Here is a 23,238-nt window from a genome sequence, read left to right as displayed (position 1 = left end):
CGCAAATCGCCTCCAAGCGGTATTGTGCCAAGTAAATCTCCCGCATCCTCTGCGGGTGGTGATTCGCCAATCATAGGAGCAGCGCCAGTGAGCCACGACATCCCCGAAGGCCTTCGGCCCATCGAGCCAGGACGACAGATCCTGTTCGACGTGACCGTGGAGATCCCGAAGGGCACCAAGAACAAGTACGAGATGGACCACAACACGGGCCGGATCCGCTTGGACCGCACGCTGTTCACCTCCACCCAGTACCCCTACGACTACGGCTTCGTCGAGGGAACGCTCGGCGAGGACGGCGATCCGCTGGACGCCATGGTGATCGGTGAGGAGCCCACCTTCCCCGGCTGCCTGATCGAGTGCAAGGCCGTCGCCATGTTCCGGATGAAGGACGAGATGGGCGGCGACGACAAGGTGCTGTGCGTGCCCACCGCCGACACCCGTCGCAGCCACCTCACCGACCTCGACGCCGTGCCCGAGTACGTGCTGCTCGAGATCGAGCACTTCTTCTCGGTCTACAAGGATCTGGAGCCCGGCAAGTCCGTCGAGGGCGCCACCTGGACCGGCCGCGAAGAGGCCGAGCAGGAGGTCATCAACTCCTTCGAGCGGGCCAAGGGCACTCCGTTCGCGCATCACCACGTCAACCTCGCCTGACGAGGTCCGGGTGCAGCGCTATGTGATGCTGCGCAATCCGTCGTCGAACCGCGTGTACGCGGGCGAGTCGGCCCGGCTGTCGGCGGCGGAGCTGCGCAGCACCGCCGCCTTCGCCTCCGGCATCGACGACGAGACGATCGCAGGCATCGGATACCTGGGTTTCGACGCCGAGCCGCTCAGCGAGGCGGCCGCGGCGGTTGTCGCCTCGCAGTCGTCCTATCTCGCGCTCTTCGCGCGGGAGGGCGACCTGCTGCGGCCGGTCCCGGTACCCGACCCGTTCGTGCTCGACGACGACCTGGTCACCATCCCGAAGTATCAGGGCAAGACCAACGAGCAGTTCACCCGGCTGCTGCTGAACGTCACCCTTGCCGCCGTGGCCCGTGAGCCCGACGGGCCACGTCAGATCCTGGATCCGATGGCCGGGCGCGGCACCACGCTCTCCACCGCGTTGATGGCCGGCCACGAGGCCTACGGGATTGAGGCCGACGCGAAGTCCTTCGAGCAGCTGGCGTCGTTCTACAAGACCTATCTTCGCCGCAAGCGGCTGAAGCACACCGCTGAGGTACGACCGGTCCGTCGCGACGGCAAGTCGATCGGCAAGCGGTTCGAGGCGACGATCACCACGTCCGCGGGACCGCTCGAGGCGATCGCCTACACCGGCGACGCCCGTTTCTCGGCAGAGCTGTTCGGCAAGAAACGGTTCGACGCGATCGTCACCGATGCGCCGTACGGCGTCGCGCACGGCGCATCGACCGACGCAGGCAAGGACCGCTCCCCCGCCTCCCTGCTGCGCGCAGCGATCCCGGTGTGGGCGCGCCAGCTCAAGCACGGTGGGGCGCTCGGCATCTCCTGGAACACCTACGGTCTCTCCCGCGACGAGCTGGCCGCGATCATGGTCAAGGCCGGGCTGCGCGTCGTCGACGACGGCGGCTTCCAGCACCGCGTCGACTCCTCGATCAAACGCGACCTGATGGTGGCCGTCGCCCCATAGTCGCTCCTTCCCTTTGACGCCCCTCGAGCTGCCCTTCCAGACGCCCGCCCCTCGCTCCTTATGGAACGCGAGCGCCAGCGGGCCTCGACAATCAGGGCGAGCATGAACCACCAAGAGCCGCTCCTTGAGGTGCGAGCGCCAGCGAGCCTCGAAAGGGGCCACCGGAACCCGTCGCGGATACCGCACCACCACGTCGGCGCCGCTTATAGACTGCGCCCATGAAGCGACTCGTACTGATGCGGCACGCGACGACGGAGCATTACAACGTCGAGGGCGACAAGGCGCGACGCCTGACCGGTCGCGGCCGCCAGGACGCACGTGTGGCCGGTATGGAACTGGCCGATCGGGGCATCCAACGGGCCCTGGTGTCCACGGCCACCCGCACTCGCGAGACCTTCGAGGAGCTCGGGCTCGGCGTTCCTGCAGAGTTCATGGACGCGTTGTACTTCGGCGGCAGCGACACCATACTTCAGCGCATCTCGGAGACCGGTGAGGAAGTCAACGGGCTGATCGTGATCGGCCACGCGCCCACGATCCCCGGGCTCGTCGCGGAGTTGTCCTACGAGTCCAGCCGGGAGGAAGCCGATCAGGCCCAGTGCTGGTACCCCACCTCTGCGTTCTCCAGCTTCCTGATCACGAGCCCCTGGACGGCGCTGGCTGAGCGCGACTTCAGCGGCATCATGCTGGAAGGCATCCGCCGCCTCTGATCAGGACTCCCGCACCCCGATCCGTACGGTTGGTGGATGGAAACGAGGCCACGACAGACGGCTCGACGGGTCGGCGTCTCTCCGGAATGAACGTCGTCGGTTATCGAGGCTGATTCCGTTCAGTCACAAGCGATTCTCCAGGTAGCGAGGCTGAGTCCGTCAGCATAGTGACGTCCACAACCTCGATAACACCGAAACCACCTAGCGACCGAACGGAATCAGCCTCGGTCAACCCAAAGACCGACAGCGACCGGGATATCGCGTCCGGTCGGCGGATCCGGGACAACGTCAGGAAACCCGAACACAGACGAGCGGCTACACCGCAGCCCACAGGAACCTACGCGACTGTCCTTGCGATGGCGACTCCTGCTTGCGCGTACCGATCGCGGGTCTTCTTCGAGGCCCCGACCAAGATCACTCGTGCCGCAGCGCGAGCGGTTGGGAGGTCGGTCATGGAGTCAGTAACGAACTCGGCTTGGTCAACGGCGATACCTTGTTCACGGAGCGCTTCGAGCTTCCGCACCCCGACGCGGTGGTCAGCCACATTCATGCCCGTTGGTAATTCTGTCAACAAGGAGGCGGAAAGCAGATCGTACGGCACTTCGGCTTGCGCAAGCAGGGCTTGCGCGAGTCGTCGTTCTGTCGCTGTTGCTACGACGATCCTTGTCCCCTGGGCGCTCTGGCGTCGGATGCGCTCGACGGTGGCGGCACGTATCCAGGAGTGGTCATTACCGATACGTTTCCCGAATGCTGCGGCGAGCCCAGAATAGTCATTGTCGCGTAGGCCTGAGAGAGCAACCTCGGTGACCCGCGCGGCCGCGTCTCGCCGGCGTTTCTCCTGCCTGCTGAGGAGCATCATGACGGCCGCTGGCAGAACTCTGAACAGCCGCAGCGGTCTGCGCCGCAGCTGCTCGACGACAAACGCGGTGAACGAATCTCGCGTCGTAATCACGCCGTCCAAGTCGTACACGATCACCTCGGTGTGCGCCTCGGGCCGCAGGGTGGTCATGCGGTTCACGTTAGCAACCGTGCCGCAGGAACTCGTCGTCTACACGGAGACCGTGAGAAACGACGGGCACCCACTCACAAAGGCCGTTCTGACCTGGGCATTCGAGCCGGACGGTGCGGAAACTCTCGTCAACGTCACAAGCCAGGTCACCTCGTTCGCGGGACAGGGGATGCTCGATGGAAACCGCAACGGCCACACCATGGTCTTGGCCCAGCTAGGACGACTCTTCACGGAGAGACGAGACTATGCGGCTGATGAACCGGTTGACCCAGGCCACCGCCTCGTCGACGGTTGGTAGGACATCAAGCCCTTCAGCAGCTTCGATGTAGAGCGTCTCCCACCGGGCACCACGCTCAATGGACGGAGGCCACGCCTGCTGCTTCCGGTAGTCGAAGAGTCTGACACAGGTCGTGGCCACCTGCACGAGGTTGAGGTCTTCGCCAGCGTCGAGGAGTTGGATGTCGACGAGATCACGCGCCCGCTCACTTCCCGCACCTGAGATGGCATGGAGCTTCTGAGCAACCTGATAGTCGGAGCGCATGACCGGCACAGGCCTCGGCGCGTCCAGCCCGACATCGGTGAAGAGATCGACGAGGTCGGCGGCGAGTCGATACTCTGGCTCATCCGCGTCACCGATCTCGTTGTGACCCAACTCGAACTTCACGGTGCACCATGATCTCCCCCGGTAGTCGAGCTTCACTTCGAAGGGTTGCATCACGTACGCCGTCGGTACCGCTGGCGGTCGAGGCGCCGCCTTCTCTACGAGCCTTCCCGAGAAGCCCGCCCATCCAACCGAGAGTGAGTCCTCAAAATCACTACGGAACTTCGCAAGTGATTGAACCCGCGCGGCATCGAGATCTTGAGTGAACCGCGTCCCACGCCCGTAACGCAGCGCCATCGCACTACCGCCCTTGATCGCACCTTCGGGAAGCATCTGACCAACGACGACGAGCGCCATCCCGACACGGCGTCGCAGAGCCAGCCCGTCATTGCCCTCCAAATTGCGAATGCGCTGCTCCAGCGATCGCACACTCGTCGGCGGGGTGGTGCATCTCACGACTGAAGGCCCCTTTTGACTCGTTGCCACTCCACGGTGGTCAACAACCCTTGCTTTCGCGCCTGCCTGGCTGCGTCCATGAGTCGCTGTGTTTCGACGCGACCGCGACACTCGAGGATGGCATCCGCGACCGGTTGCATTGCCAACCCTTCATAAAACACTACATGTGCTGGTTCTCTCACCTGAGTCAACTCCACAAACGGAGGCAACTTCGCGCGAGTGCGCCTGTCGACAGCCACCTTGACCCGCCGTGGGTTCACATCGGCTAGCCCGAATAACGCGAGCACAGACTCGCCATGCAGGTAAGCACCTTCGCCCACTCGAAGAAGCGCCTCGGCGAACTGGTCATAAGCAGTCGGGGGGACATCCGGTACGCGGTAGAGCCCGTATGCGACGTTCCGCAGCCCGCCGCGCGCCGCAAGCTTGGGCAACTCAACGCTCGGCACCCCAGCTTCGACAGCCTCTTTGGTCGTGACATAGCCGTAATGATCGAGCGCGATCTCACGCACGATCTCCCGGTACTTCACTCCACCAGTCATGTCACAACTCTACCGAAAACGGTAGAGTCTCGCCATGCACATAGGGCGACAAAAGACGGATCGAGACCGGCACGAGAGGGGCAAGCACCCCCTCCAGCGAGACAAGAAACCTCTGGGGTCAGCAGGCCCGGTCGTTCTCGGCAGCGGCGCTCCCGTTAGGTCGCTCGATTTGAGAACACCAGACCTGTCAGGTCAGTCCTTCTTGCCGCCGCGTCGGCATGGCCGAACGTCAATCCCGTTCTTCCTGGTGTACCCACTCACACCCCGCTCTCCGGTGCGGATCCGCACCACCTCGCCGACGGCGGTCGACCACACCTTGCCGTCGTCAACGACGACGCCCAGCGATGCTCCGACACGCTGGCTCTTTCAATGAGGTCATTCAACGTCCCGACCGCCCTCCTACGCGGTTCACTCACATCCGAGGACTTCGTGACATCACATTTGGGTAGTAGAAACGATCAAGTTTAGGTAGTACAAGCTCTCACGTCTGGTAGTTCGAGACATCTACGGTCTCGTGAGATGAATGAAGCCTGCCGTGAGCGCTTCGACGGCGTCCCAGGTGTTTTGCTCACGTTGCGGGTCGTATGACTCGGGCGATGATCGCGCGACCTCGTGACGGTCGATATAGGCACCGCTTGGTGCTTCGATGACGCCGAGTGCCGCGTCAGCAAGAAACCACCCGGCCTTACGAAGCGAGGTTGCAAAGGGAGTGAGGGTCATCAGCGGCATGATCCAGCGCATGGCGAACCGGGAGACGGAATCGGCGTCTCGGGCCAGATCAGTGCCAGGCACGAAGCCAGGGTTGTAGCCGGCGATCGTCCACGTTGCCGGGAGGCGACGAGCGTACTCGTGAACGAGATAGATCGCGGCAAGTTTGCTGGTCGAGTACGCAGTACGCCCTGCCCTCGTACTCGCCGGATCGGGGAACGCGCCAACTCGGGCGAGCGTTTCAACCGGCTGCCACCTGGGGCCGGGCACCATGCCGAGGTTGTGCCGGAAGTCTCCGAAGTGCGTATCACTCACGGTCACCACAACCCGCGCCTGCGGATGCAGATGGTGCTCGAGCTTGCGCACAAGGACATGGTTGGCCAGCACGTTGACCGCGAACGTCGACTCGAAGCCATTCACCGTCTCCGTGAGCGCATTCGTGTGTTGCACCCCGGCGTTGCACACCAGTCCACGGATCGGCGGTAGACCGTCGGATCGCACGAGGTCGATCACTGCACCGCTCGCTTCGGCCACGCTCTGCAACGAGGACAGGTCGGCGCGGACGACCGAGACTCTGCCACCGTGAGCTTGCAACTCGTCGACAAGTAAGTCCGAGACCGACGAGCGACCGGCCGAAACCAGTGACCCGGTACTCGGTTCGGCGCAGGAAGCCGCCGGAGACGGGGTTCGTGGAGCCGTTCGGTCAACACCTCGTCGCCGGGTCGCGGAAGCGACCCAGCCACGTCGATGTGCAGACTCCGGTTACTGCGTGTTCAGATGCACACCGGCAGTCGTCTCGATGACCCGATGCAGGGTTTCCTCGATCGGAGTGCTGTGCGTCTGCTGCCGATCACCACACGGACGGAGCAGGCCGTCCTCGCCAGCCGCATAGAGCTCAGCCAGTTCCTTCGCGAAGACTGTGGGCAGACCCGCATCGACCATGGCTTCGACCCATCCGTCTCGCGGAATCGTGACGACCTCGATCGGCTTCTGGAGGATCGCTGCGAGACGATCGGTCACGTCGCGCTCGGTGTAGGCGGGACCGATGAGGTCGATCGACTCTCCGACCGACGGGCATGCCAGCAGCGCTTCAGCGGCGGCTCGCCCCACGTCGCGGGTAGCGATCATGGGCTCTGGTGCGTCGGCGGAGGCAGCGAAGACCGGGTAGATGCCGCCGTGAAGCACCGCGTCGAGTACCACCTCGACCTTCTCCTGGAAGTGGCACGGTCGAATCGCGGTGACCACCGCGTCGGTGTGGGCCAGTCGTTGCTCCAGGTCGTGCAGCCAGCGGATCGGGCCGGTTCCGCCGGGCAGGTCGGCTCCGATGGAAGACAGCAGGACGACGTGGCCGACACCACTGGCTTCGATAGCCCCAGCGATCGAATCAACGAGACGACGATGCCCCGCTTCGTCCAGCGACGGGAGAACCGGCAGCATGGCGAAGACACCGTCGCTGCCGCGCAGAGCCTCAGCGAGATTCTGCGTATCGGCGAAGTCCGCGAGCACGCTCTGGGCTCCTTGCTGCTCCCAGGGTGCGCGCTTGGCAGGATCGCGCAGCACCACACGAACCGCCTTGCCACGATCCAGCAGCTCATTGGCGACGATTGCCCCGACGTGTCCGGTAACTCCGGTGATCGTATACATGTACATGCCTTCTTTCGACTCGTTGTATTGGGTGGCATGTCCAAGTCAACGGCGACAGGCTGGACTAATCCATATCTCAATGACCCGATTGCATGTCTGTGCGTCTACCCTGACGGTATGGACCCCCTCTCCGACCTTCTCCACGGTGTCCGCGCGCGCACCGCCGCGTTCTGCCGGACGATCTGGGATCCGCCGTGGGCATTGCGTATCGCCGACGAGGCTGCCCTGGCCCTGGTCACCGCCCTGCGCGGTCACGTGTGGATCGTGCCCGACGGCGCCGACCCAGTATTGATCCGCACTGGTGATGTCGCGATCGCCAAAGGACCCCACCTGTACACGATCGGTGACGATCCGGCCACCGTCCCCGAGATCATCGTCCACCCCGGGAATCGGCTGACCGATACCACCGGCGCCGACATCACCGACGCCTTCACCCTCGGTCCCCGCACCACCGGAAGCTCGCTCGCAGGCTCGACCATCGTCGCAAGCGGTACCTACCAGATCGAAAACGACGTCACCGGCAGGCTGCTCAAGGCGTTGCCTGATGTCGTCGTCGTATCACGCGACGACTCGCAGAGCGAGATCATCGACCTGCTCACCAGGGAAGTCGGCACTGCCGGTCCGGGCCAGCAGGTCGTGCTCGACAGACTGCTGGACATCGCGCTCGTCGCGACCCTGCGCGCATGGTTCGCCAGATCTGACACGGAGGCGCCAGGTTGGTATCGCGCGCAGGCTGACGAGCTGGTCGGTCCCGCACTGAACGCGATCCACGAGGATCCAGCCCGACGGTGGACCGTCGCCACGCTCGCCGAGCGCGCCGGAGGCTCACGGTCCGCTCTCGCACGCCGCTTCACCGCCTTGGTCGGCGAGCCTCCTCTGACCTACCTCACCGGCTGGCGCATGGCACTGGCCGCCGATCTACTCCAAACCTCCGACCTCACCCTCGAGGCGATCGCCCATCGGGTCGGCTACGCCAACGCCTTCGCCCTCAGCGTCGCCTTCACGCGCACTCGGGGTCTCTCACCGTCCGGGCATCGCGCCGGTGGCGGCAGCGCAAGCTCTCGCGTCGGGTAAATCCTTCATCGGACCACGCCCTCAACTCGCTCCGGCCCGGACGCGTTTCTGCCCGGCCCCAGAAAGGGGACCGGGCAGAAATGGTGATGGCTCTGAGTGTGGCTAGACGGCGGCGGCGCCCCGTTCGCCGGTGCGGATCCGGACCACCTCGTCGACGGCGGTGGACCACACCTTTCCGTCGCCGACGGCGCCGGTGCGGGCCGATCGGGTGATTACGTCGATCACGCCGTCCACCTCGGATTCGTCGACCAGAACCTCGATCTTGGCCTTGGAGATGAAGTCGATGGTGTACTCGGCTCCGCGGTAGACCTCCTTGTGGCCGCGCTGGCGGGCGTAGCCCGAACATTCGGTCACGGTCATACCGGCGACGCCATGCTGGGCGAGGGCGACCTGAACGGAGGGGAGCATGTTGGGCTGGACGATGGCGGTGACGAGCCTCATGCGTCAGCTCCTTCCTTCTTGACGGGAACCACGAGCGTCTGCTTGACGCCGTAGGAGGTGTAGCTCACGTGGCTGAGGTCGTAGCCCACCTCTGCGTGTTCGGTGAGGTCGATGCCTGCGGTCTCGACCGAGTCGCCGACGCGCATCGTCATCGCGGCATCGATCACCTTCGCGATGACCAGCGTAACGACGAAGCTGTAGACCAGAACCACCGCAGCGCCGAGGAACTGCGCCCACAGCACGTCGAATCCTCCGCCGTAGAAGAGGCCGGCGGCACCCGCAGGGCTCTCCGGGTCAGCGAGGAAGCCGATCAGGAGCGTTCCGACCAGACCACCCACCAGGTGGACGCCCACCACGTCGAGCGAGTCGTCGTAGCCGAGCTTGTACTTGAGGCCGACCGCGAGGGCGCACGCCACGCCGGCGATGACGCCGATCACGATCGAGCCGACGGGAGAGACGGAGCCAGCCGCCGGGGTGATGCCCACCAGACCCGCGACGATGCCCGACGCGGCGCCCAGCGAGGTGGCGTGTCCGTCGCGGATACGCTCCACGACCAGCCAGCCGAGCATGGCCGCCGCGGGAGCGGCGAGGGTGTTCACCCAGGCGAGGCCCGCGAGCTCGTTGGCGCCGAGCGCGGAGCCGGCGTTGAAGCCGAACCAGCCGAACCACAGCAGCGCCGCGCCGAGCATCACCAGGGTCAGGTTGTGGGGACGCATCGGGGTGCGGCCGAAGCCGAGGCGAGGACCGGCGACCAGGGCGAGGGCAAGAGCCGCCGCGCCGGCGTTGATATGGATGGCCGTGCCGCCGGCGAAGTCGATCGCGCCGATGGTGTTGGCGATGAAGCCGCCGGTGGCGGAGACGCTCTCATCGAACGCGAACACCCAGTGGGCGGCGGGGAAGTAGACCAGCAGGGCCCAGACGGCGGCGAACACGATCCACGCCGAGAACTTGATGCGGTCTGCGACGGTGCCGCTGACCAGGGCCACCGCGATGATCGCGAAGGCCGCCTGGAAGCCGACGAAGACCAGCGTCGGGATGGTGCCGACCATGGCGTCGGGGCTCATCAGGCCCTTGAGGCCGGCGAAGTCGAACGGGTTGCCGAGGATGCCGAGGCCGCCGACCGAATCGCCGAAGGCCATCGAGAAGCCGACCAGTACCCAGAGGACGCCGACGACGCCCATGGTGACGACCGACATCATGATCATGTTGAGGACGCTCTTGGCGCGCACCATGCCGCCGTAGAAGAACGCCAGGCCTGGGGTCATCAGGAGCACCATGGCGGCGCTCACCAAGACCCAGGCGGTATCGCCTGTAGAGAGTTCAAGTAGTTCCATGGCCAACATCTTGTGTGCGGCGGATTTCGCGGAGGTCGGCTTTCTGTAACGGTGGAGTTAGAGATTCCCCGGCTACGTTGCGACGTCGTTACTTCCTGTTTCCGCGGTGTATCAGCCCTAGCCAAAGGTCAATGAAACACGATCAGCGCTCGACGAGGTTGCGCAGCGGCTCGCCGGCGAGGAAGGCCGCGAGGTTGCCACCCATCAGCTCGTCGCCGCCATGCGCCCGGAAGCCCGCGACGTGGGGCGTGAGCAGGCAGTTGGGCGCGTCCCACAGCGGCGAGTCCGCGGGCAGCGGCTCGGTCTGCATCACGTCGAGGGCGGCCCCCGCGATCCGTCCGTCACGAAGCGCCGCGACGAGAGCCTCCTCGTCGACCGTGGAACCGCGTCCGACGTTGCACACCAGCGACCGGTCGGGCAGTAGGCTCAGCAGCTCCGCATTCAGCGCCTTGAAGGTGGCCGGCTCGGACGGCAGGATCATCACGAGGATGTCGGTGTCGGGCAGCGCCTCGCGGATGTCGTCCGTGGCGATCACCGGATACCCGGCCCGCTCCCCCGCGGACCGCGCGACGCCGCGCACCGAGCAGCCCAGCGCAGTGAGCGCGGGCGCCAGCGTCTGACCGATCGAGCCGAAGCCCCAGATCAGTACGCGCGCGTCGATGAGGGTGGAGACGCGCTCGGGCAGGTACATCGGCTTGGGCCCGCGCTTCTCGGACGCCCAGCGGTGTTCATCCTGCGCCCGCACCAGATCGGGCAGCTCGCGCACCAGGGCGAGCAGCAGAGCGACGGCATGCTCGGTGACCGTGTGATCGTGCAGTCCGCGACCCGAGGTGAGCAGCACCGACTCCGGCAGACCAGCGGCGAGGAACGCGTCGGTGCCGGCTGACAGCGACTGGATCCACTTCAGGTTGGGCATCTGCACCATGGAGCCCAGCGACGCAGTTGCTCCCCAGCACACGACGATGTCGGCGTCGAGGTGTTCCTCCGGGATCGGCCGGGACTCCTTGAAGCTCACCACGACTGTGTCGTCGGGGGTCGGAAAATGGAGTTCGGTCTTGTCGGTCACCAGGATCTTCACAACAGGCCTCTCAACGTCGGGGTGAGCCCAGCTTAGGCGCGCCGCAACCTTGTGTATCAGCGGGGGTCGATCCCGACCGAGAGTAAGGCCGGCTACCGACCTAGGTCGTCTCCGAGGAGCTTCGCCTTTTCCTGTTACGGTTTCGGAATCCGGGCTCTTTGGGGGAGCCCCTAGCGAATACAGGTCACCATGGATTCATCCCTTATGTCCCGCTCGCGACCCACCACTCCGGACAGCGCTCATTCCCAAGGCAGGGAAGGCCGCTTCATCAGGCGTGCCGCGCGCCTGTTGGCAGGAGCCCTCGTCGCCTCACTCGTTCCGCTCGGTGCAACGCTCAACGCCGCCGCCGACGGAGGGAACAGCATCTCCACCGCTACGCCGTACACGCTCGGCACAACGGTCAACGACTCGATCACGGAGAGCGATAAGACCGATTTCTTCCGGTTCACCCTCACAGACGCCGGCAAGGTCGACCTGACCCTAAACGCAAGCATCAGCCGGCTCTATCTGAAGTGGTACGACGCTAACGGCAAACAGTTGTTCTCCGACCTCCGCTCCTGGAACGACACCACCAAGAAGCTCTCGCACACCGAACAGAAGTATCTTAACGCCGGCACCTACTACATCGCCATCGAAAAATATGGCAACGGCACCGGCACCTACGACCTCAGCGTGACTGCCACCTCGAGCGGAGAGTCCTTCAAGGAAGCTCAGACCGGCAGCGACAACAGCATCGACCAAGCCAACCAGATCTCACTCGACACCACCTACAAAGGCCAGATCTCATCGGTCTACGACAACGTGGACTTCTTCCAGTTCACCATCGCGGACGCCGGCAAGGTCGACCTAAGCCTGAACGCTGGCGTCGGTGCTCTCTACCTGAGGTGGTACGACACTGCGGGCAAACAACTCGAGGCCCACTACCGCTACGCCGACGGCACCACCAAGAAAATCGTCCACACCGAGCAAAAGTATCTTAACGCCGGCACCTACTACATCGCCATCGAAAAATATGGCAACGGCACCGGCACCTACGACCTCAGCGTGACTGCCACCTCGAGCGGAGAGTCCTTCAAGGAAGCTCAGACCGGCAGCGACAACAGCATCGACCAAGCCAACCAGATCTCACTCGGCACCACCTACAAAGGCCAGATCTCATCGGTCTACGACAACGTGGACTTCTTCCAGTTCACCATCGCGGACGCCGGCAAGGTCGACCTAAGCCTGAACGCTGGCGTCGGTGCTCTCTACCTGAGGTGGTACGACACTGCGGGCAAACAACTCGAGGCCCACTACCGCTACGCCGACGGCACCACCAAGAAAATCGTCCACACCGAGCAAAAGTATCTTAACGCCGGCACCTACTACATCGCCATCGAAAAATATGGCAACGGCACCGGCACCTACGACCTCAGGATCGCCACAAGCTTCGCGTCCACGCCAGCCCCGACCATTAGCGGTACCGCGAAGGTAGGCAAGACTCTAACTGCCTCGCCGGGCAGCTGGAAACCATCTGGAGCCACTTTCGGCTACCAGTGGCTGCGTGACGGGAAGGCGATCAAAGGCGCCACGAAGTCGACCTACAAGCTCGGTTCCGCTGACGCCGGCAGGTCGATCTCCGTGAAGGTGACCGGGAAGAAGGCCGGCTACTCGTCGGTCTCCAAGACGAGCTCGGCGAAGAAGATCCCACTGCTGAACCTCTCGCAGACACCCACCCCGAAGATCTCCGGCACCGCGAAGGTTGGAAAGACGCTCACTGCCAAGCCCGGTACTTGGAGCCCCTCTGGAGTCAAGCTGTCCTACCAGTGGATGCGCAACGGCACGGCGATCAAGGGAGTCACCACGTCCACCTACAAGGTCTCCAGGTCCGACGCCGGTAAGAAGATCGCCGTCAAGGTCACCGGCAAGAAGTCCGGCTACAAGACCGTATCCAAGACCAGCTCCGCGAAGAAGGCCAAGAAGTAGCCTTCCTCAAGACGAAAGACAGTGAAGCGCTGCTCCTCCCAACCGGAAGGAGCAGCGCTTCGCAATGGATAGAATCGCTGCCTGATTCGACGCCACTCAACCTCCACGCAGATAGATCTCCACGTGAGCGCTCGTCCACGTCGCGATACCGGCACCGAAAAAGTCGCGATCTTCGGTCCAGATCGGACAATCAAGCGCGATGGCTGCAGCGACGATGGGCCAATCCATCGGGTCGCGTGACCCAATCCGCTCCAAAGCGGCTCCCCGAAGCGGCGCAGTCACGTCGTCCGTCACCGTCTCAACCAGTACCTTCACCTGATCAAGTGCTTCAAGAAGCAGCAGCGGATCGTATCTGCGCCTGGCAGCAATCATCGGGAGATGACGCGCGGCTTCGCGGAAGGCGACCTCTGGTGTGAAGAACACAGTGTCCGCGCCGTACTGCTCAATCAGCTCACCCACCCTCTTTCCGAGCACCGCCCGGATAAGGATGTTCGCGTCGAGGACGATGCGACGCGGCCTCACGCGCTCTGTTCCGCTTCGCGCCCTGCCCGTCGCAACGCATCGAACTCGGCGACGACCTCGTCCTCAGTCACACCCCACTCAGCCAGGAGGGCGTTGGCTTTGCGCGCAGCCTCAGCGTAGGCCGCGATCTCCGCTTTGCGATCCCGGTGGACAGGGATGAACAAACCGACCGTCTGTCCATGCCGGGTGATGGTGACCGGCTCCGTCTGGTCGATGAACTCAGCAAGGCTCTGCCGGAACTCCCGAACGCCAACCGTTGTGCTCATACCCAACCCCCTCAACAGCGTAACGATGTGTACACAATACCACGCAGGGACACAGGGGCATAGGGCAACTTAAAGGAGCCCCGACTTGAAGCACCCCCTCCAGGGCCAAGGAGATGGTCGGGCATCGCGCAGACGGTCTGCACTACCCTGGCTTCACCCCAACGTCCTGCTCAGGCTCCGACCGTCCCCATATCTCCCCAATCCCACCAGACCCCACAGCTGGCTGGCACCAGCCCTTGTAGTCGTTTCGTGTCAGCAGCTCGATCACGGAGCGGGTTCTCGACCAGCTCGAGGTTTGCGAGCTTCGGCAGCCTCGGCATGCCTTCCAGAGTCGTGATGTCGTTGTACCTCAGCAAGAGCTCCTCGAGGCGGGGAAGCGACGGCATACCTTTGAGGTCAGTGAGACCATTTTCACGAGCCCCAAGCGTCGCCAACCCCCGATAGGCCGGGAGCCCTTTCAGAGTCTCCAGCCCAGTTCCCTGGACATTCAGCACTTCCAGTTCGGGGACGGCCGAACTTCTTGGAAGCCGTTCCACGCTGGACAGGGGATTGAACTTCAGCCCGAGGTAGGCGAGTCTCGGGAGATCGGGCAAAACCGTTGCGGTCTGGATCGAGTTGCCTTCGAGCTGCAAGGACGTCAGGTTCGGCAACACGGGCATGCCCTCAAGAGTCTCGATCTCGCGCCAACTGCAGTCCAGGTTTGTCACAGCCTTCGCTGTCGACCACGTCAAGGTGTCGGTGTGGAAGAGTCCCGCCTCGTCGACGATGCATGCACGTAGGTTGGGATCCTTGATAGTGGACACCTTGACCGACACGCTGCCTGCTTCGACAGTGGCGGTCGCCTTCGACGTTCTCGCCACCGTCTTGTAGCCGGTCTTCTTGCCGGTCACCTTAACCTTGATCGTCTTGCCCTTGTCCTTCGACGTCAGCTTGTAGCTACTCTTCGTCGCGCCCTTGATCTTCGAAGAGCCCCGATACCACTGGTAACTGAGCTTCACACCGGACGGCTTCCAGGAACCCGCCTTAACCTTCAGCGTCTTCCCAACCTTCGCCGTACCCGTGATCTTCGGCATAGGAGTGCTGGACAGCTTCTTGGGTACCTTAACCTTCGAGGCGGCCTTCGACGTCTTCGTCACCGACTTGTACCCAGACTTCTTCCCGGTCACCTTGACCCTGATCGAATTGCCCTTGTCCTTCGACGTCAGCTTGTAGCTCGACTTCGTCGCACCCTTGATCTTCGAAGAACCCCGATACCACTGATAGGACAGCTTCACCCCCGACGGCTTCCACGCCCCAGGCTTCACCTTCAACGTCTCACCGATGTACACGCTCCCCGACACAGTCGGAGTAGGCGTACTCGTCCACCTCTTCAACGCACCGTCCGCCGACGCTGTGATCAACGGTCCGAGCACCAAACTAAGTCCGAGTAGAGCCGAAACAATCGCACGGACCACGCTTCTCTTCAATCTCATTACCCCTTCTGACCTAGTCTTCCACCTACGTATATCCTCATGTCCCTCGTCGCAGACCCGACTGACACAAAAGGCCTTGCCCACCTTGCCCCGATGCGATAGCTACTCATCTTCATCGATGACCTTGGGGGCATATAGAATCTCGAAGCTCGGCGGTATTTGAGCGGCTTTTACTGTGCCTCCGCTCTTAGAAACGATAAGCACGGGGGCACCGACTACAGGCATGAGCCCAGCTTGAGGCGAGGCAACCTCCAAGAACAGCGCCCACTCATCTCCCAGATCCCGACCCACGCGGGCCACTTGCACACGAGCCGAACCTAGGGACTGGTATTGCATTTCAACCATGGACGAAACAAGTACCCGAGCTTCTCGGAAGCCTAACTTATGAACCATTTTCTTCCACCATCTGATGCTTCATCGGATTACTTCGCGGCTCTAGGTCATCGAGCCTCAACACCATGACCTTCCCTGGCTCAGCCCTGTCGAAGTAGGAGTCGGCGTTACCCGCCGGATTTTGCGGATCAAGAAAATCAATGCGCCCATTCACGTTTTCCGCAACAAAAGCATGTGCGCCCGAGCGGCCTTCCCATTCCACAACCACCATCGCACGAGCACCGGTCCCATATTCCGTGAGTCGATCGACGGTGGCCGTTTTATCACCCGTAGTCTCCCACTCACCAGGTTGACCGCTCACCGGATCCGCATAAGCAGCAGCGAGATTCATATAGGTGTCACCATTGAGGTCAGGTTTCGCTTCTACATCGAACCCACGACGCCTCATATCGTAAGCAATCGCAGCGTACCCACAGTTGTTTCGCCACTCACCGCTAGACTCAAGCAATCCTATCGCATTGAAGGCCGCGGATAGACCCTGAGAAAAGTCGCGATATTTCGGATTAGCCCGCTTCAACGACTCTTCCCGACTCTCTTCAACACGAGGAAGCTCACTGAGCCACGCTGCGGATTGAGCTTTCGGGGTATACCACTCCTCGTCGTCACCTCTACCGCCACCGCTAGCAACACCAGAACTCGCTTCACCCAAGACTGCGGATGTCATCTCCTGGGCCTGAGCGTTTCTCCGCAGTAATTCGGCCTGTTCAGACAGGGCGGTGACCACACTCGACAGCTTCGGGCTCAGCTGACCATTCCAGAGGGAGCGAAACTGCTCTGCATCCCGCCCTACCCAGGTGGACGACTGGAGCGCTCGCCCCAAGGAGTCCCGGAGCTGCGACATATCCGAGCTTGCTCGACTCATCGAGGCTGCTAAGTCACGCCCAGCCTCAATATCCATCCCTATCATGTCACCCACGAGAGCTACCGCCCAACTCAGGAAAGCTCCCCATCACCCAGATCATTCTCTGACGTCCCATGAAACGAAAACAGCTCTCAACGAGATCCCGCATGATCCGCCCCGCCTATTAGCATCCCCATTGCCAACGCGATGGTCTGCGGGGGCTCAGCGCCTTCCGCGGCCCTGATCTCAAACACCGAATCACGCGATGTCACCGCGACAACTGGGCGTCCGTAGCGTCGTCGCCTCGCAGCCCACTCAACACCAGCCTCTTGCAGCCTCGAAAGCACATCTGACGCGACAAGCGCAGCTTCGCTCGGTGTCACCAACATGACCATGCCCTGCTCAACGCCGGGAAGAACCACGACCGCGTCTTCGTCGCAGGTCAGCACGACAACTGGCCGTAGCATCGATTCGCGACTCGTAATAGCTAGCGAATCGTCGGCGCACGAGGCAGCGATACTGATCCTTTGAAGATCTGCACGCATCCACTCGGGAGTACCCGGCGGGTACTCCAACCCACCATCACGTAGGAAGGAGGTCAGGGCTCCGGCGCGCTCAACGAGGTCGGGCAAAACCTCTTCGACAACATCGCTGACGGCCGGGGCCGCCATCAACAGAGACCAGGCCACATCGACGCCGACTTCAATACCTCGTTCTCGAATCAAATCGGCAGATTCCTGCGAGAACTGTTGTGCACTCACTAGATCACTCCTTGCCTGTAACGGCGGCATAGACATCCCATATGAAATTGCCAGCACCTTCACCGACAACCTTGATCGCGGTTTGCGTGAAGCCCTTCGGATTCTCTATCGACTCGTCAAATGAATCCTTCATCATGTTGAAGAACCCGGTGGGCGAGGTGTACCGGTCCGCGACCGCGTTAGCCTGCTCATAAGTCAGGTCGGTCGTTCCGTACGTTCTTTTCGCATAGGCGTCCATCACCTGCTGCGCACGGTCGTCACCGATTGGCACGGCCATCTCGAACAGGTCCATACCGATCGGAGCGGCAACACCCACGGCTCCCGGGCCCTTGCTCGCAACCGCCTTCGCACCCGCCCAAGATGCCTCCAAGTACTTCCCCTCGGCCACAAGGTCACGGATCTCAAGCGCCGTGAGAACCCCCGAGGCGGCAGACAACGCTTTACCTCCCGGGACATCTGTGTCCCACCATTTCGCCAAGTTCGGATCTGGCCTAGCCCATTTGAGCGCCGACTCGGCGAGCCCTAGACCGTCGGCGAGGAACGAGCCTCCGTCCCGGAGTATCCGTTCCAGCGGCCCAGGCCCTGGCGTGACTCGGTCCGTGGGCCGTTCGCCCGGAGCGGACGAACCGCCACCTGCGGATTGCGGATCGCCTAGTGTCTCTGACGTCTGCTCCTGAGCCTGAGCGTTCCGCTCCAGCAGCGAACCAGCATCAGTTAGCGCCGTTGCCACGTTTTTCAGGTGAGGCAACAGGCTGGTGTCGACCGTGCTGAAGAACGAGCGGGCATCATTGCCGACCCAGACGGAGCGCGACACACCCCTTAGCGATGAGGCTATGGTCTCCAACTCCGCCGAGGAGTTCCGCATGGCTCCCGCGAGCTCGCGCAGACCGCCAACATCCGCGCCGATCATTCCACTCATGCGCTGGTCCTCTCTTTCTCACAACGTGAACTCCGTGTGTGCGGCGGCCCAGCGGGCCGCCGCACACACACGGAACTCACAACGCGCTGGACGTCTGCTCCTGGGCCTGAGCGTTGCGGTTCGCGGTCTGGCTCGCCTGACGCAGCGCCCCGATTACCTCGTTCAGCTTCGACACGTGGGTGCTCTCCCAATCGCTGCGGAACTGCTGGGCATCGTTGCCGACCCACTGGGTTCCCGACAGCTTGCTGGTGAGCTGCGAGCGAATCTGTTCGATCTGTCCGGCCGACTGATCAAGCTGGCGCGCCAGCTCCCGAACGGCCTGCGGGTCCATTCCCAAGATCTGTGCCATTTGTTTCTCCTTTTTCTCTTCGGCCACCGAATTTCGCTGGCCTTTGTTGGGTGGTCACTGTCGTAACCCTCCGTCTTGGTAAATCACACCACCGGGCTGACAACCCGACAATGGGTCCACCTCCCCATCACCCCATCATGGGGATCTGAACCTTCACCGCTCTGCCTCGCTGAGCCCAGAATCCCCGGCCCGGCACCCTGTCGGTTGCCTTCAACTTGGGCAAGGGGAAATCAACAAATGAGAATGCTGAGTCGGACCCCACCTGGAGCAAGAGCACCTGGCCTGCTCCCAGCAGGAGCGGCTTCACGTCATAATCCTTGTTCCAGGTGTCTACGCTTCCCTCGGCCACGAAGAGGTTCTGCTCCTCGGAGCATCTGCGGGCCAGGGTGGCCAACTGCATCCCCAGTCCACCGCTGCTCAAGTCGGGGAGTCCCTCGACGAAGACGGCCCGAGTAGGCTGAGCTTCAGAACCAGCTAGAGGCTGAGCGAGCAAGGTCTCGATCAGAACCTGAGCCTCGGCCTGACCGACCGCCGTACGCCGCCAGATCCGCAGACCAGATATTGGACTCTTGCGCGCGGCAAGCAGCACCAGATCGATCCCCGGGTACGTCTCCTTGAGAGTCTGCGCCCATACCGCAATGGCATTCGACCGGCCGCTGCGCCCCGTGCCTGCGATGAGCGCCAGACCCTCGCTGGGTGCCGGGTGCGCGTCGAGCGTGAGATCGGACAGCCCGAGGATCGGGCCACGCCGCGGGAGATCCTTCAGAGAAATGAACACCGGCAGCTTGCGGATGGCCGGCGGGCGCACCCGATGGTGCACCTTCGCTGCATCCGCCAGCAGTTCCATGGTTCCCACCTGCTCCGCAGCATTGGGTTTTCCGCCGGCACATGCGAGCTGAATCTCGAGGTTCTCCGGAGACCAGATGCCGCGGCCAGGGGGGCTGCTCGGCGAGAGCATGTCCCGCGGAACACTCAAGTCGAGATACGCGTTCTCGTTCGCCTGGCGAAGAATGACACGGCGCAAGAAGGCCGAAGACACTGTCGTACTGACCACATTCGGCCGGTCGGCGGTCACTGCGAAGTGCACACCAACCGCGCGGCCTTCCGCCAGCAGCCGCAGGAAGAGTTGATACTGCGCATTCTTCGCTGGATCGGCCGCGTACTCCTCATAGAAGGCGCTGAACCCGTCAACCAGCACGAGAATGCGTGGCTCCCGCGCCCGGCCAGCAAGCTCGCGGTACTCAGGCAGTGAACTGGCGTTGACAGCAGCAAACCGGTCGGCACGCTCACTGACCCATCCATCCAGAGTCCGCAGGAGCCGCGCCACCCGCTCTTCGTCAGCCCCCGGGATGATGGAACCCACATTAGGCATGACCTCGAGCGAGACGAGTGCACTTCCTGTGAAGTCAATCCCATACACGTGAACGGGACCGGTTCGAGGCGTACGCGCAGACGCAAGCGCCAAACTTCGCAGCGCCGTGGACTTTCCGGAGCCACCGGCACCGACGAAGAGGATGTTGCCCTCAAGATCCGGGCGGAAGTACTCGTCGCGTTGGCTCTGATCGTCGGGATCATCAACTTTACCCAGCACCAACTCGTCGTCCCGTCGCTGCCGCAGATCCAGCAGGTCGTAGCCACGAGAAAGCTCGTCCAGCCAAGGACGTCTCGGGGATGCAACCTCGCCCTGTTGGCTGGCCGCAATGAGCGAGGTGAGTATCCGCTCGATGTCCTTCGCGACCTTCGGCCCCTGCTGCGGCGGGCGAGGAACAGACCACCGGGTGCGGTTTCCGAACGCGAACTCCTGAATACCGACGGTGGGCAAATCGGGCTTGATGGGCGTACGAGCACCTGGATACGCAGTTTGGAACCGGATGATCCTGCCGGGGCCAACCCGCGCCGCCCCACGTCCGGGGATTGCGGGATCGAAGTGGGCTGATACAACGTCGTCGATGACATCCTTCGAATCGTGCTCATCGTTCATGCGCAACGCGATGCGCAGATTGGTGTTGGCACGGATGTTGTCCCCGATAACACCAGCAGGCCGCTGAGTTGCAAGAATGAGATGTAGTCCGAGAGATCGACCTCGCTGAGCAATGTCGATCACGCCATCCACGAACTCCGGCACATCGGCTTTCAGGGCCGCGAACTCATCCACCACGATCACCAGGGCGGGCGGACAGTCTGGGTCGCCGCGGTTCTCGAACTCTATGAGATCCTTCACACCCTTCTCGTTGAACAGGTGTTCGCGCCGCGTGATCTCGGCCCGCAGGCTGCGCAACACACGCCGCACGAGATGAGGGCTCAGGTCGGTCACAAGGCCGACGCAGTGCGGAAGCTTGACGCAATGCGCAAACGCGGTGCCGCCCTTGTAGTCCACCAACAAGAAGGTCAAGGTGGTTGGCGCGTATGCCATCGCCATCCCTAGAAGCCAGGCCTGGAGGAACTCGGACTTACCCGCACCGGTCGTTCCACCCACTAGTGCATGCGGCCCTTGAGCGCGCAGGTCCAAGGTGAAGGGCTCAAGTCCGGTGTGACCCACCAGAGACCGCAGAGTCAGCGCTTGCTCGCGGGGTTGGGGCGCGCGCTTCCGATCGACCAGCGAACCGTTCTCGCGCCAGTGCGCAAGAATCTGGCTTGCATCATCGGCCTGCTCTCGTCCAATGAGGGTCACCATGGACATGCTGAGAGGCAGATCGGTCTCATCGTCGGCCAAGGCCGCGGCGTCGACCATTGGAGCCAACTGTCGCGCCGCCTGTTGCGCGGTTTCGACATGGGCACCCTCGGCTTCAAGCGGAGCGATCACGAGTTCCTCTCGCACCATCCCGACGGTGGCTTGGTCCACATCGACGTACGTGCGACACGCCGCCGGCACCTCGGAAACTGCGTCAGCAACCCAGATCACATGCACGCCGACGTCGGGCCCACGCTCGGCGACTCTGATCAACCGATTCAGCTCAGCAAGTGCGTCCTGGACAACAACCACAACCAAAGGGAGCGGAGGCGCGACACGTTCCCCCTTCTGAGAGTCCACCAACGGGCCGCGTGCTCCGCCACCCTTGTGAGTTCCGGAACGTTGTTCAATCAGTTCCTCCAACCGTTCCAGCACTCGGCGTCCATTCGCCTCATCGGAACTGAGGGGGGCCGATCCCAAGGACGAGGTACTCGGATTCACATGGGGCAACCACTGAAGCCAACTCCACTCATTCAGGAGACGGGTCGACGTCAGGCAGCCCAGAATGAGCTCGTTGGGAGAGTGGGTCACAGCGAGTTGAAGAATCAGGCCCCGCGCGACAAGTCCAGCAGACCGCGCGGCCCCAGCAACACCGACGTTGCCACATTCAGCGAGATTCGCGATCACCGGTGCACGGTGCACAACCTTGCGAGCGTCGACAACCTCACTCAGGGATGCGAGCAGGTCGGGGCGGCCTTGGGCCTTGTTCACTCGAATCTGAGTTGCGGCGAGTACGTCACCGATCCCCAACCTGACGCAACCGAACTCCGGATTCTCAGGTCTCCTAGTCCAGAGAGCGGAGTCCAGGGAGCCGAGTGACCCGAGGGATCGATCGAGGGACGGGAAAAGCTCCTCAAGCCGAGTTCGTTGTTCCTCGCCGGCCTTCGCCACACGCGCATCCAGATGCGCGAGGCTCGCCTTGAAGGAAGCAGTGTCCTTCTTCCGTTGCCTCCGCCCACCAAACCACTGAGACGCCCAACTCCCGAGCATCATGATGGGACTCAGCGCGACAAAGATCAGGCTCATCACGGATTGGGTGAACATGTACAACACGGCGCCCATGATGAGCGGAGCGACCATTGCCAAAAGCGGAAACTGTGCGGGAGGAGGTTCTTTCGGCACCTCAGGGGCCTCAATCTCCTCGTCTCTTGGCCGTTTCAGTACTTTGGGGGACCGCATGAAGACGATGTCGGTGTTCTCGTTCGCCGGCCCCAGCGCTCGCAAGAGTTCTACGACCGCAACGGTGTCCCCCACCCGGAACTGGTCGCCAGGTGCAAGAGCGCCCCTTGCAACGCGTACGCCTCCCACGTCGACACCGTTGGCGGAGTTCGTATCTACGATCTCGATTGCATCAACGATGTTGATCTGCGCGTGATTCTTGGACACCCGCGGATCACTGAGTCGGATGGTGCTGGAGGCATTTCGACCCACCGTCGAGATGCCGTAGGGCAGCATCACCTCGACGCCTCGGTCCGGCCCGGAAAGCACCCTGATAAGCGCCACCGGCTGACCAGCGCTCGCGGAACCAGAAGCCCCAACTACCTCGATGCGGGACCCCGAGGCAATCCCAGAGTGGATAAGACTTACGGTAGGGCCAATCTCACGGGAGCCACCTCTGTCTCCGTACGCCCTCAACGTGAGCGCCTGCTCCTGGATTGCTCCGTGCCCGCTCTCCGGACACGACGCAATCGCGCGAGCGACTTGCCCAACAGTCGCCGTCCCGTCTGCGGTGATCTCGACATGTGCCTGGCCCAGTCGATCCGGTCTCTCCAGCGTGACAAGGACT

General features: G+C 62.8%; 21 protein-coding genes. 5 read left to right on the top strand and 16 right to left on the bottom strand.

All coding sequences use genetic code 11. The features are described from left to right. The first annotated feature begins 99 nt into the window (after positions 1 to 99). The 3 genes from P0D62_RS05075 (at position 100) to P0D62_RS05065 (ending at position 2,349) form a co-directional block, all read left to right on the top strand. Complete coding sequence (locus tag P0D62_RS05075; RefSeq protein WP_275701668.1) at positions 100 to 651, top strand: inorganic diphosphatase; 552 nt, start codon at positions 100 to 102, stop codon at positions 649 to 651. Positions 652 to 661: 10 nt separating this feature from the next. Continuing rightward, positions 662 to 1,642, top strand: coding sequence for a TRM11 family SAM-dependent methyltransferase (locus P0D62_RS05070; RefSeq protein ID WP_275701543.1), 981 nt, complete (start codon positions 662 to 664; stop codon positions 1,640 to 1,642). A gap of 218 nt (positions 1,643 to 1,860) precedes the next feature. Next, a complete protein-coding gene (locus P0D62_RS05065; RefSeq protein ID WP_275701542.1) occupies positions 1,861 to 2,349 on the top strand; it encodes a SixA phosphatase family protein in 489 nt (162 codons plus the stop codon). Positions 2,350 to 2,686: 337 nt separating this feature from the next. On the opposite strand, the gene P0D62_RS05060 is transcribed toward P0D62_RS05065, so the two are convergent. The 5 genes from P0D62_RS05060 to P0D62_RS05040 form a co-directional block, all read right to left on the bottom strand. Next, the gene (locus P0D62_RS05060; RefSeq protein WP_275701541.1) at positions 2,687 to 3,358 is read right to left on the bottom strand and encodes an HAD family hydrolase; all 672 of its coding nucleotides are present in this window, start codon (positions 3,356 to 3,358) and stop codon (positions 2,687 to 2,689) included. A gap of 214 nt (positions 3,359 to 3,572) precedes the next feature. Further along, positions 3,573 to 4,316, bottom strand: a complete 744-nt coding sequence (locus tag P0D62_RS05055) for a nucleotidyl transferase AbiEii/AbiGii toxin family protein (protein WP_275701540.1) — start codon at positions 4,314 to 4,316, stop codon at positions 3,573 to 3,575. 95 nt (positions 4,317 to 4,411) lie between these two features. Continuing rightward, positions 4,412 to 4,954, bottom strand: a complete 543-nt coding sequence (locus tag P0D62_RS05050; RefSeq protein WP_275701539.1) for a type IV toxin-antitoxin system AbiEi family antitoxin domain-containing protein — start codon at positions 4,952 to 4,954, stop codon at positions 4,412 to 4,414. A 504-nt stretch (positions 4,955 to 5,458) separates the two neighbouring features. Beyond that, positions 5,459 to 6,304, bottom strand: coding sequence for an SDR family NAD(P)-dependent oxidoreductase (locus P0D62_RS05045; protein WP_275701667.1), 846 nt, complete (start codon positions 6,302 to 6,304; stop codon positions 5,459 to 5,461). Between the two features lie 120 nt (positions 6,305 to 6,424). Beyond that, complete coding sequence (locus tag P0D62_RS05040; protein ID WP_275701538.1) at positions 6,425 to 7,312, bottom strand: NAD(P)H-binding protein; 888 nt, start codon at positions 7,310 to 7,312, stop codon at positions 6,425 to 6,427. A 111-nt stretch (positions 7,313 to 7,423) separates the two neighbouring features. On the opposite strand from P0D62_RS05040, the gene P0D62_RS05035 reads away from it, so the two are divergent. Beyond that, the gene (locus P0D62_RS05035; protein WP_275701537.1) at positions 7,424 to 8,380 is read left to right on the top strand and encodes an AraC family transcriptional regulator; all 957 of its coding nucleotides are present in this window, start codon (positions 7,424 to 7,426) and stop codon (positions 8,378 to 8,380) included. A gap of 102 nt (positions 8,381 to 8,482) precedes the next feature. On the opposite strand, the gene P0D62_RS05030 is transcribed toward P0D62_RS05035, so the two are convergent. From P0D62_RS05030 to P0D62_RS05020, 3 genes are all read right to left on the bottom strand, one after another. After that, positions 8,483 to 8,821 (bottom strand): P-II family nitrogen regulator, encoded by a 339-nt coding sequence (locus P0D62_RS05030; protein WP_275701536.1) that lies wholly within the window; start codon positions 8,819 to 8,821, stop codon positions 8,483 to 8,485. After that, positions 8,818 to 10,155 carry an ammonium transporter gene (locus tag P0D62_RS05025; protein WP_275701535.1) on the bottom strand — a complete coding sequence of 446 codons (1,338 nt, stop codon included), beginning with the start codon at positions 10,153 to 10,155 and terminating at the stop codon, positions 8,818 to 8,820. The genes P0D62_RS05030 and P0D62_RS05025 overlap by 4 nt, the downstream gene beginning before the upstream one ends. Positions 10,156 to 10,297: 142 nt before the next feature. Continuing rightward, a complete protein-coding gene (locus tag P0D62_RS05020; RefSeq protein WP_275701534.1) occupies positions 10,298 to 11,233 on the bottom strand; it encodes an NAD(P)-dependent oxidoreductase in 936 nt (311 codons plus the stop codon). Between the two features lie 204 nt (positions 11,234 to 11,437). Here P0D62_RS05020 and P0D62_RS05015 point away from each other — a divergent pair, with 204 nt between their 5' ends. Beyond that, on the top strand, positions 11,438 to 13,198 hold the full coding sequence (locus P0D62_RS05015; RefSeq protein ID WP_275701533.1) for a hypothetical protein: 1,761 nt from the start codon (positions 11,438 to 11,440) through the stop codon (positions 13,196 to 13,198). Between the two features lie 96 nt (positions 13,199 to 13,294). Here P0D62_RS05015 and P0D62_RS05010 read toward each other — a convergent pair whose 3' ends face one another. The 8 genes from P0D62_RS05010 to P0D62_RS04975 all read right to left on the bottom strand — a co-directional run bounded on the left by P0D62_RS05010 (position 13,295) and on the right by P0D62_RS04975 (position 22,940). Further along, positions 13,295 to 13,720 (bottom strand): PIN domain-containing protein, encoded by a 426-nt coding sequence (locus tag P0D62_RS05010; RefSeq protein WP_275701532.1) that lies wholly within the window; start codon positions 13,718 to 13,720, stop codon positions 13,295 to 13,297. Continuing rightward, the gene (locus P0D62_RS05005) at positions 13,717 to 13,986 is read right to left on the bottom strand and encodes a type II toxin-antitoxin system Phd/YefM family antitoxin (RefSeq protein ID WP_275701531.1); all 270 of its coding nucleotides are present in this window, start codon (positions 13,984 to 13,986) and stop codon (positions 13,717 to 13,719) included. The genes P0D62_RS05010 and P0D62_RS05005 overlap by 4 nt, the downstream gene beginning before the upstream one ends. Before the next feature lie 170 nt (positions 13,987 to 14,156). Beyond that, positions 14,157 to 15,314 carry a hypothetical protein gene (locus tag P0D62_RS05000; RefSeq protein ID WP_275701530.1) on the bottom strand — a complete coding sequence of 386 codons (1,158 nt, stop codon included), beginning with the start codon at positions 15,312 to 15,314 and terminating at the stop codon, positions 14,157 to 14,159. Positions 15,315 to 15,840: 526 nt separating this feature from the next. Then, a complete protein-coding gene (locus P0D62_RS04995) occupies positions 15,841 to 16,575 on the bottom strand; it encodes a toxin glutamine deamidase domain-containing protein (RefSeq protein WP_406708220.1) in 735 nt (244 codons plus the stop codon). A gap of 269 nt (positions 16,576 to 16,844) precedes the next feature. Next, positions 16,845 to 17,453 carry a hypothetical protein gene (locus P0D62_RS04990; RefSeq protein WP_275701528.1) on the bottom strand — a complete coding sequence of 203 codons (609 nt, stop codon included), beginning with the start codon at positions 17,451 to 17,453 and terminating at the stop codon, positions 16,845 to 16,847. 4 nt (positions 17,454 to 17,457) lie between these two features. After that, the gene (locus P0D62_RS04985) at positions 17,458 to 18,372 is read right to left on the bottom strand and encodes a WXG100 family type VII secretion target (protein ID WP_275701527.1); all 915 of its coding nucleotides are present in this window, start codon (positions 18,370 to 18,372) and stop codon (positions 17,458 to 17,460) included. 76 nt (positions 18,373 to 18,448) lie between these two features. Beyond that, positions 18,449 to 18,721 (bottom strand): WXG100 family type VII secretion target, encoded by a 273-nt coding sequence (locus tag P0D62_RS04980; protein WP_275701526.1) that lies wholly within the window; start codon positions 18,719 to 18,721, stop codon positions 18,449 to 18,451. 127 nt (positions 18,722 to 18,848) lie between these two features. Further along, positions 18,849 to 22,940: an FtsK/SpoIIIE domain-containing protein gene (locus tag P0D62_RS04975; protein WP_275701666.1), complete on the bottom strand. Its 4,092-nt coding sequence runs from the start codon at positions 22,938 to 22,940 to the stop codon at positions 18,849 to 18,851. Positions 22,941 to 23,238 lie beyond the last annotated feature (298 nt).

Origin of the sequence: Tessaracoccus caeni (assembly GCF_029211185.1) — a bacterium.
In the GTDB taxonomy this organism is placed as follows: domain Bacteria; phylum Actinomycetota; class Actinomycetes; order Propionibacteriales; family Propionibacteriaceae; genus Arachnia; species Arachnia caeni.
Note: the sequence above shows the minus strand (reverse complement) of the source record. Positions and strands in the feature narration are given on the sequence as shown.

What these genes read in the sequence shown, in the direction of transcription:
- P0D62_RS05050 (WP_275701539.1), bottom strand. Translation starts at nt 4,954, where the DNA reads ATGACTGGTGGAGTGAAGTACCGGGAGATCGTGCGTGAGATCGCGCTC.
- P0D62_RS05005 (WP_275701531.1), bottom strand. Translation starts at nt 13,986, where the DNA reads ATGAGCACAACGGTTGGCGTTCGGGAGTTCCGGCAGAGCCTTGCTGAG.
- P0D62_RS05060 (WP_275701541.1), bottom strand. Translation starts at nt 3,358, where the DNA reads ATGACCACCCTGCGGCCCGAGGCGCACACCGAGGTGATCGTGTACGAC.
- P0D62_RS04985 (WP_275701527.1), bottom strand. Translation starts at nt 18,372, where the DNA reads ATGAGTGGAATGATCGGCGCGGATGTTGGCGGTCTGCGCGAGCTCGCG.
- P0D62_RS05015 (WP_275701533.1), top strand. Translation starts at nt 11,438, where the DNA reads ATGTCCCGCTCGCGACCCACCACTCCGGACAGCGCTCATTCCCAAGGC.
- P0D62_RS05035 (WP_275701537.1), top strand. Translation starts at nt 7,424, where the DNA reads ATGGACCCCCTCTCCGACCTTCTCCACGGTGTCCGCGCGCGCACCGCC.
- P0D62_RS05025 (WP_275701535.1), bottom strand. Translation starts at nt 10,155, where the DNA reads ATGGAACTACTTGAACTCTCTACAGGCGATACCGCCTGGGTCTTGGTG.
- P0D62_RS05055 (WP_275701540.1), bottom strand. Translation starts at nt 4,316, where the DNA reads ATGGCGCTCGTCGTCGTTGGTCAGATGCTTCCCGAAGGTGCGATCAAG.
- P0D62_RS04980 (WP_275701526.1), bottom strand. Translation starts at nt 18,721, where the DNA reads ATGGCACAGATCTTGGGAATGGACCCGCAGGCCGTTCGGGAGCTGGCG.
- P0D62_RS05030 (WP_275701536.1), bottom strand. Translation starts at nt 8,821, where the DNA reads ATGAGGCTCGTCACCGCCATCGTCCAGCCCAACATGCTCCCCTCCGTT.
- P0D62_RS05040 (WP_275701538.1), bottom strand. Translation starts at nt 7,312, where the DNA reads ATGTACATGTATACGATCACCGGAGTTACCGGACACGTCGGGGCAATC.
- P0D62_RS05065 (WP_275701542.1), top strand. Translation starts at nt 1,861, where the DNA reads ATGAAGCGACTCGTACTGATGCGGCACGCGACGACGGAGCATTACAAC.